Annotated in this window: 13 protein-coding genes; all 13 read right to left on the reverse strand. The window is 45.4% G+C overall.

Annotation, left to right across the window (positions count from 1 at the left end; all coding sequences use genetic code 11):
• Positions 1-22: 22 nt before the first annotated feature.
• A complete protein-coding gene (locus tag HDT28_04150) occupies positions 23-463 on the reverse strand; it encodes a sigma-70 family RNA polymerase sigma factor (protein ID MBD5131769.1) in 441 nt (146 codons plus the stop codon).
• A gap of 369 nt (positions 464-832) precedes the next feature.
• Complete coding sequence (locus tag HDT28_04155; protein ID MBD5131770.1) at positions 833-1024, reverse strand: hypothetical protein; 192 nt, start codon at positions 1022-1024, stop codon at positions 833-835.
• Between the two features lie 12 nt (positions 1025-1036).
• Positions 1037-1981, reverse strand: coding sequence for a galactose mutarotase (locus tag HDT28_04160; GenBank protein ID MBD5131771.1), 945 nt, complete (start codon positions 1979-1981; stop codon positions 1037-1039).
• 3 nt (positions 1982-1984) lie between these two features.
• Positions 1985-2998 (reverse strand): UDP-glucose 4-epimerase GalE, encoded by a 1014-nt coding sequence (galE, locus tag HDT28_04165; protein MBD5131772.1) that lies wholly within the window; start codon positions 2996-2998, stop codon positions 1985-1987.
• Positions 2999-3014: 16 nt separating this feature from the next.
• A complete protein-coding gene (locus HDT28_04170) occupies positions 3015-4130 on the reverse strand; it encodes a galactokinase (GenBank protein MBD5131773.1) in 1116 nt (371 codons plus the stop codon).
• Entirely contained in the window at positions 4127-5476 is a 1350-nt protein-coding gene (locus HDT28_04175; protein ID MBD5131774.1) for a galactose-1-phosphate uridylyltransferase, read from the reverse strand. Before HDT28_04175 ends, HDT28_04170 begins: the two co-directional genes overlap by 4 nt.
• Positions 5473-6318, reverse strand: coding sequence for a PIG-L family deacetylase (locus HDT28_04180; protein ID MBD5131775.1), 846 nt, complete (start codon positions 6316-6318; stop codon positions 5473-5475). Before HDT28_04180 ends, HDT28_04175 begins: the two co-directional genes overlap by 4 nt.
• The gene (locus tag HDT28_04185) at positions 6315-7151 is read right to left on the reverse strand and encodes an alpha/beta hydrolase (protein ID MBD5131776.1); all 837 of its coding nucleotides are present in this window, start codon (positions 7149-7151) and stop codon (positions 6315-6317) included. Before HDT28_04185 ends, HDT28_04180 begins: the two co-directional genes overlap by 4 nt.
• A complete protein-coding gene (gene nagB / locus HDT28_04190) occupies positions 7148-7870 on the reverse strand; it encodes a glucosamine-6-phosphate deaminase (protein ID MBD5131777.1) in 723 nt (240 codons plus the stop codon). Before nagB ends, HDT28_04185 begins: the two co-directional genes overlap by 4 nt.
• An 8-nt stretch (positions 7871-7878) precedes the next feature.
• Positions 7879-9177 (reverse strand): family 1 glycosylhydrolase, encoded by a 1299-nt coding sequence (locus HDT28_04195; GenBank protein MBD5131778.1) that lies wholly within the window; start codon positions 9175-9177, stop codon positions 7879-7881.
• 13 nt (positions 9178-9190) lie between these two features.
• Complete coding sequence (locus HDT28_04200; GenBank protein MBD5131779.1) at positions 9191-10027, reverse strand: glycerophosphodiester phosphodiesterase family protein; 837 nt, start codon at positions 10025-10027, stop codon at positions 9191-9193.
• A gap of 79 nt (positions 10028-10106) precedes the next feature.
• A complete protein-coding gene (locus tag HDT28_04205; GenBank protein ID MBD5131780.1) occupies positions 10107-12266 on the reverse strand; it encodes an alpha-galactosidase in 2160 nt (719 codons plus the stop codon).
• 5 nt (positions 12267-12271) lie between these two features.
• On the reverse strand, positions 12272-14290 hold the full coding sequence (locus HDT28_04210; protein MBD5131781.1) for a DUF4965 domain-containing protein: 2019 nt from the start codon (positions 14288-14290) through the stop codon (positions 12272-12274).
• Positions 14291-14297: the final 7 nt, after the last annotated feature.

Consider the following 14297-nt stretch of genomic DNA (forward strand, 5'->3'; position numbering starts at 1 on the left):
TAACTAATTTTTTTTATTATTTTTAATAATTTCTTCGTATTGACGCATAAATTCGTTTTATTGCGTCGCTAATAGAACGTTTATCAATGCCGAATATTTCAGCAATATCTTTTTGATTTTTTCCTTCTATGTACATAAGCCGCAGTATTTCTTGCTGTCGCGGCGTTAATTGTTCAATTGCTGCTTGCAACTTTTCGTCCTCGAAATCGTCAAACGAATAATCGCCATAAAAACGTCTGTCCTCATAGTCAATGCCATTCTCCAAATCTTCGTCTAAAGACCGATTCCAATACACTTCACGTCGCGCCTTGCGACTTGTCTTGTATTCTTCATATAGATAGGTATCAATGATTTTTTGATCTCCTGTTTGCTGTAATAACTTTGCCGTTATCTCATCAAGGTACACTGCAACCGTTATCTCATCACCGTTTTTTCTCGATACTTTTAGATTAAATTTTTGCATGAATAAATCCTCCGATTTTGATTTTAGAAAATCGCTATCGGTGGATTTTGACGTAAATAAAAAAGCCCCGACAGCGTTGCAATACGCCATCAGGGAATAGTCAAAAATACGTCATAAAGCAAAAAGCCGAACAAAGCAAATTCGACCTACCACGAAGTAGGCATATTGCTCTGTTCGGCTTGTATCTTTTTTCGGATTATAGCTCGTAACAGTATGAAATTAAGCCGCTTTCACGTTTCACGTTTTCACGTTCACCCCGCGAGGGCTTATGCTCATACTACATTATTTATTACAGCTAATTTTGAGAATTTTTGCCGAAATATCTCGTATAATAGAGAAAAGCACCCGCATTTGCGGATGCCATTCAACCTATATTTCTTTTTGTTTAGTTAAAACTATATCATTATTTATTATTATGTGAACAAACTCACCACACTGCGGACATTTTATAAAACAATCTGTGCCGTTTTTTGCTTGTATCAGCGTTGTGCGGCAGTATAGACAACAAGCATAAAAATATTCTTTTAGTACTCCTCTATGTTCTTCTTTTGCTGATGTCATTAGTTCTCCAAATTATTTTTCGAAGCAGTATTTAATATAATGCTTTTTTTGTTCACCGGCTTTTAATATAGGCATCTCAAAGTCTTGCAAATTGACTGCGTTCGGACAATACTGCGGCTCCAAGCAAAAGCCTTGCCACTTGCGGTACTTGCCGTTTTTGCCGTTTATCTCTGTTATCTGCCCGCCCGAATAAAACTGCAAACACGGAAGATCGGTATATAAAGTCATAGATACGCCTGTCTTTTTGCTCTCCGCGTATGCGGCTTGTTCGCCGTTAAGTATATAATTATTGTCGTAGCCCTTGGTTACCGCAAGAATGCCGCTGCGTATATCTTGCCCTATGAGTTTGTTATCCGTAAAGTCGTACGGCGTGTCTTGCACAGGCTTAACTTCGCCCGTAGTTATAAGCTCGGCGTTTGTTACCGTTATTTTGTCTGCATTTATCCGCAAAACATTATCCAAACAGTCGCCACTATTTTCTCCGTCGAGATTGAAATACACATGGTTAGTGGGACACCACAGCGTGGTTTGCGTGGAAGAAGCCGTGTATTCTATTAGCAATTCGTTATCTTTAAGCGTGTACTTTACGGTCAAAGTCAGTTTGCCGGGGTAGCCCTCTTCGCCGTCAGCGCTTACGTACTCGAATGTGACCGAGTTTTCGGTCAACTCGGTTATTGCAAACGCCTGTTTGTCGAAACCGCGTATACCACCGTGAAGATGATTGTTCCCGACGTTCTTTGTGAGTATATATTCCTTGCCGTCGAGAGTAAACTTTCCGTTCGCTATACGGTTACACACTCTGCCTATAGTAGCGCCGCAGTACGTTCCGCTTTTCTCATAGTCTTCTTGAGAATTAAACCCGAGCGCTATATCCGCGCCATGCACGACTATGGCGTTTATCCGAGCGCCGATCTCCGTAAGCTCTATTGTTATGTTTTGGTTTTTGAGAGTAAGCATAACTTAATCCTTATAGCCTTTGGGGTTCTTCTGTTGCCAATTCCATAACGACGCGCACATTTCGTCTATACCGAGCTTAGCTTCCCAACCGAGCTCGCGCTTTGCCTTGCTCGCGTCGGCATAGCACGCCGCTATGTCGCCCGGTCGACGCGGCTTGATCGTATACGGCAGTTCTTTGCCGCACGCTTTTTCGAACGCATGTATTACATCTAAGACAGAGTAGCCTATACCCGTGCCGAGATTGTACGTGTATACGCCCGACTTGACTGTTTTATCTATTGCGGCCACATGTCCTTTGGCAAGATCGACTACGTGAATATAATCTCGCACGCCCGTGCCGTCCGGAGTGTCGTAGTCGTTGCCGAACACACCCACTTCTTTCAATTCGCCTATTGCCACCTTCGCAATATACGGCGTAAGGTTATTGGGTATACCCTGCGGATCCTCGCCGATCATTCCGCTCTCGTGCGCGCCGACGGGGTTGAAGTATCTAAGCAACACAACAGTCCACTCGTTATCTGACTTATATATATCGTTAAGCATGATCTCTTGAAAATACTTGCTCGTGCCGTAAGGGTTTGTCGTGCCGCCGATCTTACATTCTTCGGTAAGCGGCAAAACTTCGGGATCGCCGTAAACGGTTGCGGACGATGAGAATACTATCTTTTTGCATCCGTGCTTACGCATAACGTCTGTCAATACAAGCGTTCCGTACAGATTATTATTGTAGTACTCTATGGGTTTCGCGCAGCTTTCGCCGACCGCTTTCAGTCCCGCGAAGTGTATTACCCAATCTATTTTATGCTCGGTAAATATCCTGTCTAAAAGCGCCGAGTCGCGCACGTCGCCTTCGTACACTGCTACGTTTTTGCCCGTTATCTTTTTTACGCGCTCTATGCTCTTTTTCGAGGAGTTGTCGAAGTTGTCTATTACGACCACTGCATAGCCCTTGTTTAGAAGCTCTACACATGTATGCGAGCCTATATATCCCGCGCCGCCTGTTACAAGAATAGTCATTGTATATATCCTCTCCCTATAATTTCTCGACGGTTATCCCGTCTGTTATTGCCACGTCGTAGAAAGTCGGCGCGTAGCCCGTTGCCTTTTCATACTCGGCCTGTACGTTTTGCTTGAATTCTTCTACCCTGTTTTTCTTTACCAAAGAAATCGTACAGCCGCCGAAGCCTCCGCCCATAAGCCGCGAGCCTAAACACCCGTCTTGACGTTGCGCCACTTCTACGAGCGCGTCCGGTTCAATGCCCGTCGTTTCGTAGTCGTCGCGCAAAGACGTATGAGAAGCGTTTAGTAGCTTCCCGAGCTTTTTCATATCCCCGTTTTTTAACGCGGCAGCCGCTTCGTACACTCTTCCGCATTCGGTCACAACGTGTCGCGCGCGTTTGAATATTACGGGCGGCAGTTCTGCTTTGTATGCGTTCAGTTTGAGCAAGCTCAATTCCGCAAGACAGTTTATCCTTATATGTTTTTGCAGTATTTTTAGCGCCTCTTCGGTCTGCTCTCGGCGCTCGTTATACTTGCTTTCCACAAGGTTATGGGGTTTATTGCAATTGGTTATAACGAGCGAACAGTCGCCGAGTTCGAGCGGTATGTATTCGCAGTTTAAGCTGTTGCAGTCAAGCAGCATAACGCTGTTCTTTTTTCCGCACGCCGAAGCGTATTGATCCATGATCCCGCAATTGACTCCTGCGTACTCGCGTTCAGCTTGCTGTGCTTTTAACGCTATTTCCACCTTATCCAATGGCTCGCCTGCTACCGTCGCAAGCGCCGCTATGGTGCTCACTTCTATTGCTGCCGAACTCGACAGCCCGCTGCCGAACGGCACGGTGCAGTCGTATAGCATATCTACGCCGATTATCTTATGCCCCGCGCGTTGCCACATAAGCGCCGCGCCCGCTTGGTAGTTCCCGTACTTTAAGTCTTTGTAGCTGTCCAATTTGTTTATGTCGAGCGACACTTTGTCGGGAAGTGTAGTCCAGCTCAGGTTTATCTTATCCGTGCCGTTGGGCCTTACATACACCGTATTTTTAAGACTTATAGCTGCGGGCATGACCTTGCCGCCGCAATAGTCTATATGCTCACCTATTATATTTATCCGCCCTGCAGCAGACATTTTGTAGTCGTAGTCTTTCATGCCGTAAACCCTGCCAGTCGCAAAAATTCCGTGAAATATCTTTGCTCTTTGAACACCGCCGTGTTTTGCAGTATTCGGTAGCAGATACTACCGAGTTCCTCTTGCATTGCGGTATGCACGTCTTTATACTTGCCGCTCTCGTACAGTGCTTTTGCTTCGTCGTACACTAGCTTGAACTGTGCATATTCGGGCGACAGCGGTTTGTTTTGCGCTATAAGCTTTTCCACTTCGGCAAGCTCGCTTTCCAATCTTCCCGGAAGTATGAACAGCCCTTGCGCTTCAATCAGTCCTATGCTTTCTTTCTTAATAGCATGAAACTCGGGATGCGCGTGGAACACGCCGTCGGGGTACTTTTCGCTCGTAATATTGTTGCGCAAGATAACGTTCATTTCGTAGCCGTCCGCGCTTTTTATAGCTGTCGGGCTGATCGCGTTGTGTACGCCGTTTTCGTCCTCTGCAATAATGCCAAGCGTGGGATTACTGTACTCTACCCATGCTTGCATTATTCTGTCCGCTATGTCTACTATCTCGTTGCGGTTCTTGCTTTTTATCCGTAAAGCCGTTCCGGGCCAATCGAGAATACCTACTGTTGCGGTCGGATATTGTTTATCCTTTACTTCGGTTTTTATCTTCGCCCTGTGTAATGGCAGCACCTCTCCGCCGCCTTGGTAGTGATCGTGTGCAAGCACACTACCGCCTATCCTCGGCAACGGAGCGTTACAGCCTATAAAATATTGGGGGAAATTGTCTATGAAGTCTATAAGGTTTTCCAGCGTTTGTCTATCTACGTGCATGGGGGTATGCTCGCAGTTTATCGCTATACCGTGCTCGTTGAAATACCCATACGGAGAATACTGCCAAAACCATTTTTGTCCACCGAGCGTTATAGATACAGTCCGCAAGTTACGCTTGTGCCTTGCGCCGTACCCCTCGTTCTCGCGGCAAATAACGCACTTTGCAAACCCACCGTCTACGCTGTTGCCCGCTTTCGCTTTGTTCGGATCTTTGAATTCGGGCTTGGCCTTATTGATTGTTACGGTCAAGCCGCTGCTTGTATCAAAGCGTGGGTTCTTGTCCAGCACGTCGCGCTTAACGTACTTGTTGTTTACACAGTATCTGTAAAGCCAATCGGTAGCCGCTTTACTTCCGTTTGCTTTGTATATCTCGTCGAAGCGTTTATCTATCTTCGACGGCATTAGACTGAGTTCGCCGTAAACGGCGTCCTCGTTTTCCGCACTGTCTTCTATGTCAAGAAGAATATTGCTGACGTACATTTCGTCGCGCTCGTCGAGCTCTAAACGCTCTTTCGCGTATGCAATCAGCTTATCTATTTGTTGCACATTCATAGTAGGTCCTTTAACGTGTTTTTAACGTTATCCGAAAAGCGTTGTATATATCCCGTTACATACTCGACTATATCTATGCTTTCGTCGTATATTAACGGCGTTAGATCCATTGCGTAATTCAATGACGTATATTCGTCGCAAGAATGACTTTGACCGAACGTTGCGTTAGCGTTCCGTCTGCCCTCTACGGCTATATCGTACCGTTTGCCGCCCGTTATTTGACTGTCGAACACGGACGACAATGCTCGAGCAAGGTTTTGGTGTTGACTGCAATCGAGCAAAACCTTTTCGTCGTCGTTCAGCCAATCTAAGTCGCGCCACACTTCGCAACCGTACACTTTTTTAGGCTTGTCTTTGTCGTTTAGCTTTCGCATTGCCTTAATTGCTTTTACGGCTGTTGCAACATGCGTTTCGTGCTTATCCGCAAGGTTATGGATATACACATGTTCGGGCTTAGTCGCTTTTAATATTTCTACGTAATCGGCTACAACTTGGTCGTTGTTCTTGTCCTTGACTTGCACAGAAGAATAGCCTAATAAAATTTGAGCCGTGTATTCGCCTACCGTCGCAGCTTTCTTTTGTTCGGTTATGCGTATCTTCTTCATGTCCTCGTCGGTGTAATTTTCATACAGTCCGTTTCTCGGACTACCCGCGCCGTCGGTAGTTACCACGCCGCAGAAGTTTTTGTCTTTACTCCCGAAACATTCGGCTATGGGACTGAACGCCATAAACTCTATATCGTCTTGATGTGCCGCGATACAGAGATGTGTCGTTCTCTTTAACGCTTCGTTTTGTTCCGTTCCGTCTGGGATATATACTATCGCTTTGTCGTTGAGATTCATTTTACAATCACCTTAAAGCCTTTTGCCCGCAGCCAATCTACGGATAAATCAAACCATTTACCGACTTTATATAAATTCTGTTGATGTTCTGTAAAATCGCAAACTTCGTCGTCTGCCAAACTCAAACCGTGTCCGCCGTGCTCAAAGATATGAAGTGCGAACGGAATTTTGTTTTTTCTATACGCCTGCGCAAGCATTAGACTGTTTTCCACGGGGACGCAATTATCGTTATATGTATGCCATATAAATGCAGGTACGGCGTTTTTATCTACGCGCTTATCTATAGACAGATTTTTCCGTAGCATTTCGTCGCCGCCCGTTATTACGCTACGCGTGCCCTCGTGCGTATACTCGCCCATAGTGACTACGGGATACGACAGTATAACGGCGTCGGGAATTACGTACGCTATGTCGTTATTTACCATGCTCGCTTCGCTTGGCTTTACCGTGGCGAGAAGCCCCGCAAGATGTCCGCCCGCCGAAAAGCCTATTGCGCAAACTTTCTTTTTGTCTATACAATACTTATCTGCATTATCTCGAATGTACATAACGGCGAGCATAGCCTCGACAAGCGGCGTCGGATACGGCGTTTGGACGCTGTAAGATAAAACGAACGAAACGAATCCGCTGTCTATATACTTCAAAGCGACAGGTTCTCCCTCTCTGTCCGATACTATGGAATATCCTCCGCCCGGGATCACCAGTATTGCGGGTCGTTTACGTGTTTTTATTTCCTTGCTTTCCGTTCGCGCATAGACAGTCAAATAGCCGCCGTTTGCATTGCCACGGTCTTTATCGGAATATTTATATAGGTCTATCGTTTCGATATTCATAACTTGCTCGCCGCCTCCTCATCCAATATTACCGTACAGTCCTTGTGGTTATACAGTATGCTCGCGGGCAATTTTTCGCTCGGGCTGCCGTACATAAGTTTCGACACTATTTCAGCTTTATTCAGTCCGTTTGCGAGCACGATTATCTTCTTCGCCTGCATTATGCTTTTCAAGCCCATAGTGTATGCTTTTCTCGGCACTTCGGATATATCTTCGAATAACCGCGCGTTATCCTTTACAGTACTTTCGGCTAATGTGACTACATGCGTCGTACTGTCGAACGGAGTGTTCGGCTCGTTAAACGCTATATGTCCGTTACTGCCGAGTCCAAGTAATTGTATATCTCTCGGATACTTGTTTAATATTTCATCATAACGCTTACACTCCGCTTGTTCGTCGGTTGCTATTCCGTTCTCTATGTAGGTGTTGTTTAGGTCTATATCTATATGGTAGAACAGGTTCTTCCGCATAAAGTACGCATAGCTTTGCGGATGGTCTTTCGGCAAGCCTTTGTACTCATCGAGATTGACGGCGCGAATATGTTTATAGCTTGTCCCGTTCTCTTTATGGTCGGCCATGAGTCTATTATACAGCCCGAGCGGGGTTGTACCCGTTGCGAGGCCGAGCACGGCGTTATGCTTTTCCCGTACTGTTTCTATTATTATCCGAGCCGCTTTCTCGCTAAGTTCGTCGTAGTTTTCGGTTAAAAGTATAGTCATGCTTAACGTTATAAATTCTCGCCATTAGATTTAATAATATCTCGGTAAACATATGCGGAATCTTTGAAAATACGCTCTTGTGTAGTATAATCCACATAAACAAGCCCGAAACGTTTGGCGTAGCCTTCCGTCCATTCAAAATTATCCAAAAAGCTCCAACAGGAATATCCGATAACGGGCACACCTTCGTCGGCGGCGCGTTTTAATTGTTTAATATGTGTGCGCAAATACTCCGATCTTTGTGGATCGTGAACTTTTCCGTCCTCGTATACGAAATCGACGTTAGCCATTCCGTTTTCGGTTATCATTATAGGCAAGCCGTAACGCTTGTAAAAGAACTTCGCCGACCAATACATGCATTCGGGAGTCATAGTCCAACCCATAGTCGTACGCGGCGCGCCCATGGGTTCGCGCTTGCCGAAATATTTGGCATTATATATATTGTAAGCATAAAAATCGAGTGGCTGATGTATAACCGATAAATCTTGCTCGGAGAGCCAATCGCATCCATTTGGCGCTTTGCCGAGCACTATAGGATCGGACCACCATGCCGTATTAAATGCACCGCCGTTTTCTTTAATATTAAAACTGTAATCGTATGCTTGTTGTTCTTCGGCAGGTGTTGACGGCATTTTAAGTTCACCTTGCGTGGGCGCATACCCGATTTTGGGCATAATCTTTGCGTTATCGCGTATAACCTTTACCGCTTTGCCATGCGCAAGCATTACATTGCGCGATATACTTTGCATTTCCCGATTGCTTACTTTTTCGAACGGCGAATGTTCGCCTGTGCCGTAACCCATAGCTATAAAGCATTGCGGTTCGTTGAAGGTTATCCAATACTCCACTTTATCGGAAATCGCATCGACTATGGTTTTAGTATATCTCTCAAACCATTCGGTTGCAAGCGAGCTTTTCCAGCCGCCTTTTTTATACAGCCACATAGGCATATCCCAATGATACAGCGTGCACATCGGGCGTATCCCGAGCTTTTCGAGCTCTGCGACAAGCTCTACGTAGAACTTTACGCCTTGCTCGTTTACGGTAAATTCGTCCTTAGGATAAATTCGTGCAGGAGAAATGGAAAATCTATATGTATTGACGCCCAATTCTTTAAGCAGTTTAAGATCGTCGCGCCATCTGTGAAAATGGTCGCAAGCCACTTTGTTATCCTCGCCGTTACGTATATGCCCGTCTATAAACGGCACATCCCAAACGGACAGTCCTTTCCCACCATCGAGATACCCGCCGTCCTGCTGTGCGGATGCACCGCCTGCGCACCAAATAAAATCTTTTGCAAAAGCCATAATAAGTCTCCTTTTAAGATAATAGTAAATTGAAATATTGTTTTGCTGCAAGCAACCAATCGGTTTGAATTATATCGAAACCGAGCCCGAGAAGCTTACCCCAGCCGTATTCCCCGCCCCTTTCGAGCGAAATATCGTCGGTCATACCCGCGCTCAAAACGGCATTTTCGTCGTAAACTATGGAGTTGCCCCACACAAGCAACTCATTATCGTGCATTGCGTCGATATAACGTCGTCCTGCTACCTCATCCGACTCGCTGTCGAACAGCGCCTCCACGCCTATGCAGTTGACAGATCCACGCAGTCTATCGGTTATACGATCGACATGCTTTACAAACGGCATAAACATTAAATCGGGCGCATACTTTTCGATCTCACGTATTTTTTCTTCGAAAGGATCGGATTTGACTATTACTTGTTTCTCCACATGCGCGTTTCGGATCTGCTCGGTTATGCCCTTGATGTCGGTTTGAAATTTATCTACGTTTATATAGACCTTGTCTTTTAAGAATGCGAACGTTTCCGCAAGCGTCGGAATTCGGTAATGCGTCTTGGCTTCGTCATTGTTGAGAATAGGTGTGGACGCAACATCTTCGGCTGACATTTCGGCAACGGTTTTTCCCGTTTTAAGATATGCGAATTCCATACCCGGATGAAATGCAAAATATTCTCCGTCCTTGCTTTTTGCAACATCTATCTCAATTATGTCCGCGCCTTGATCGATTGCAATTTTATATGCGAGTAATGTATTGCACGGTATATTTGCACCATTCACGCCGCGGTGTGCGGCAAGGAACGGAGTTATTTGCTTTTGTCTGTTTTCAAATATACTTTTATTAAAATCAATCATATTCGTCCTGCGCCCCTATTTGAGCTTATTTGTATTATAACAGTCAAGATAGTGTATATCAATAAACAATGAAAAAAGGTTAAGATAATGCAACTTCCAAGGTTAGCATAACGCTCTCATAATCGCCGAGCGACGTCAACGGCAAACCGATTTTCATTAAAGCCGAGCCGCTTGCCGAAATACCGAGTTCATTTACCGAATAAACTTTATCTTCGTCCAAACCGCAAAGCTTTATTATATGTTCCGTTCGTCTGCCGCGTAAACACTCATAAACGACGAGCGCGCGCATTTTATCTTTGCTTACTCGCATAATGCAAAATTCTTTACCGTTAAACGGGGACGACAGTCTATACGTATCGCCTTTCAAAATAAGCGATTCGTTGCGTTTGTAATTTTCAATCTGTTTCTTTATCTCGCATTTATCGTCGTCCTGCAACTTTGACGGATCGAGTTCATAGCCGAATGCACCGAGCGACGCTACATTCGCGCGAGTGTAAAGCGATATAGTACGCCCCGTTTGGTGATTTGGACAAGCCGATACATGACAACTCATCGCCGACATAGGATAACATAATGACGTACCCCACTGAATTTTCGACCGCTCGTAAGCATCGGTATTATCGCTCGTCCAAATCTGCGGAAAGTAATATAACATTCCTGCGTCAAACCGTCCACCGCCACCCGCACAGCCCTCAAAAAACACATTTGGAAACGCTTTCGTCAACTTTTCAGCCAAATCGTAAACTCCGAGAATATATCTGTGAGCAAACTCTCCTTGATTGTCAAGCATGCGCGAATAAAAATCCGACAAGCTGCGATTAAAATCCCATTTGACGTAAGATATATCATGTTCGCATAAAATTTTACTTACGGCATCAAGAACATAATCCACAACTTCCGCTCTCGTAAAATCCAAAACGAGTTGATTGCGCCACCGTGCGGGAGCCACCCCGTCTTTTCCTATCGCCCAATCGGGATGAGCGCGGTACAAATCGCTGTCCTCGCTTATTGCCTCCGGCTCGAACCACAGTCCGAATTTAAGCCCGCGCTTTTTGCAACGGTCTATAACAGTATTAAGCCCGCCTTTAAGCTTTTTGTCGTTTACACGCCAGTCACCCAAGCCCGACGTATCGTCGTTTCGCTTGCCGAACCATCCGTCGTCGAGCACGAAGGTATCTACGCCCAATTCCACCGCTTCATCTATTATTTCGAATAGTTTATCATTGTCGAAATCGAAATACGTCGCTTCCCAATTATTGATAACGACGGGACGCGGTTTATAAACATATTCGGGCGATATTACATGTTCGCGCAAAAAATCCTCATAGTTTCGTGACAGGAATCCGAGCCCGCCGTCCGAATAACATAGCGCGACTTGCGGAGTAACGAAATTGTCGCCACAGCCAAGCTTCCATCCGAAATTCGTATCGTTTATACCGCCTTGTATTCTTACTGCTCCGTTATACCCCTTTTCGGCGGTTATCGAGAACGAGCCACTGTAAACAAGCTGAAACCCGTAACACTTACCTTCTTCTTCGACACAGCCGTTACGTAAAAATGCCCCAAACGGATTCGATTGATGCGACGATGCCCCGCGCAAAGACTGAATTTTCATTATTCCTTGCTCGATACGCGATACGACGGGCGTACGCTCTGCCGCCCATGCTCCGCACAAACGCATAAATTTGTAATCGTCATCGGGAAGTTCGATGCAACAAGAAAACGCCTTTTTCAGAATTACGGTATCTTTACCGATATTCTTTATTTCTGCGTTCCGTACCAAGACATCACAATCGTCGAAAGCCGTATAATTCAACACTATATGCGTATCGGAAAACTCATCCGCAAGCGTAATTCGCAAGGTTTTGCCGCCGTTACGTGCGTGCGGCATGCCCTTAATATCGGGCGCACCGTCCGTAATACAGTAGCTTTTGTATTTCAATCGACTCATTGCCGCCCCGTCTTTCCGTTCAATGATAACGCTCGGTTCTCGGTAATCGCCGTGTGCGAAAAACCCGTATTCGGTGGGCATTGTATCGAATGCCATATCGTAATTTTTGTCGTCCGATTTAGGCTCTAATCTACCTCCGATACTATTTATATAATAATGCACGTCGCTCACGGAAATTTTTTTACCGTAATAGGCATGTTGCAAATATCCCGCGTCATTTACATACATTGCATAAGTATAACGCTTGCCGTTGATAACGAATATATTTTTGTTTTCCGTTATGTTCATGAAAATCACCTATTGTCTAACACCTTATCTTTCAACAAGGGCGCGAATATACCGCCTTGTACCGATCTATTTCTAAACATAATATATTCGCCTTTTACGGTACCGTACCAATCGATAAACGGCTCGCGCGACGGACTTTCCGCTAAAAATTTAACTATCGGCGCATACAATTTCTCGCATTTTGTTTTATCGTCGGTGATAGCCGCGCACCATAGTATCCAATCGGTTTTGGAATAGTCTTTGCGCGTATCGAGCGGCGTTCCGAACCGATTACCGACTTTTATATAATGATCGACTTCGCGTTCGCAAACGTCCTGTCCTATCAAATTAAACCCGAATAATTTATCGAAAAGAATATTGTATTTAAGCGAATAAGTATCTTTCTGCCCGTAAGCGAGCGGCATTACGCCGTCGCCCGCGAGCGTTTTCAACTGTTGCGCAAACTCTGCGGCTTTTCGTTCATATTCGTCGGCGAGCGCTTTCTTTCCAAGTTCGCCGCAAATTATCGAAAAAGCTTCTATTCCTACAAGCGATTTAATTGCAAGATTGACATTATTAGCCAAATGCCCGGCAAAATCGTCGGTGCAAAGTTGGCTTTCGGGCTTTAAGCCGTATTTTTCGAGATATGTTACCCATACGCTCAATAAATCGAAATTCTTTTCGGCAGTTGCTATATCCGCTCCCGCTTTGACTGCCGCCGCTGTCATTATCAGCATATTACCGCATTCTTCCACAGGCATTTGTTCTTTGTCTGAATACGAATTGCTGCCTTCGGGGCGCAGATAAAGCATCTGTGCGGTTTCGGGAAAAGACCGCAGATCGTTTTGCCCGCAACCGAACTTATCTTCGGCTTTGCTCGCGCTGTAAATTTGTCCCGCACACCAAGGATACAATCCCAGATCGTGCGGAGCAAAATCGTACGTCCATACGGGCATGCGCGCAAATTCGTATACGCCCGTCATCATAGCATTAACGAGCTCCGGCTTGTAAATAAGATACAACGGTACGGACGGATAGCTAACATCCACCGTACCTATAAAGCCACCCGAATTGCACTCCTTGGAAAGGAACAATAACTCGCCTTTTTTGTTCTGCACAAGCTTATGCGAGCCTACGCTTTGACGTAATGCCGCGCACGCAAGAACATAGTAATCTTTACCTATTCTATCGCAGTCCGATTTTAATTGTTTATCAAAGTCGTCGCATTTACATAAAATGTCGTCATGGTTATTGTGCGCCCACTTTATAGCATCTACTATCGTGCCGCCGTCCTTGAAAAAGTATCCCTTGAGCCATTCTCCGAAATAAAATATCGAAATAAGATCGTCGAAAGCGACTGTAAAATATCCGCGTTCGGCTTTACTCGAAGCGACGATATAACTGCGTTCACCGTTTTTGCGCATATATTCCAAAGTCCCGTCGTCCACATATCGATTGAGCGCGGTAGACGTAATATAAAACGCTTCGTCGCCGATAAGGTACGTCGTACCCCAATCGGGCGCGTCGGCATCGCTCGTGTTCGATAATACCAAATTGCGGTGTCTTGTGAAAAACGCCGATTCGTATCCCGTTATCGGCAATACCCCGCCCACAACATCGGCTCGTTCGTCGTTATAGCAAAAGTCCTCGTCGAGCGCAATAGCTACCGAAAAATCGTCGGGTAATTTGTTGCGTTTCGGTTTAATTTCGTACTCGGTGAAACAAACCGGACACGACATTATTTTAAGATCGGTGAGTAATCGCGGCGAAATAAAAGCGACATTCAAAACAAACTCGTCGCACTCGAAAGTATATCGCGTGTCGAAAGCCGTAATACTCACGCTCGTTTGTTTCAAATTATCGGTGTCGTCACGCCTGCCCATAAAGCAATATGTTTTTCCGCTAAAACGAATGAAGCCGTAAGCCCTGTGGTCCAATCCCGTCCAAAACGACGTATCGCCTCCGTTTAGCGTTTCGGTGCGCGACCAAACTGAAAACATAGGATCGATTATCCATATTGGATATGCGGGTAAAAGTCTGTTCATGTGTGTG

Source organism: Clostridiales bacterium (assembly GCA_014799665.1).
Taxonomy (GTDB): Bacteria; Bacillota; Clostridia; order Christensenellales; family Pumilibacteraceae; genus Anaerocaecibacter.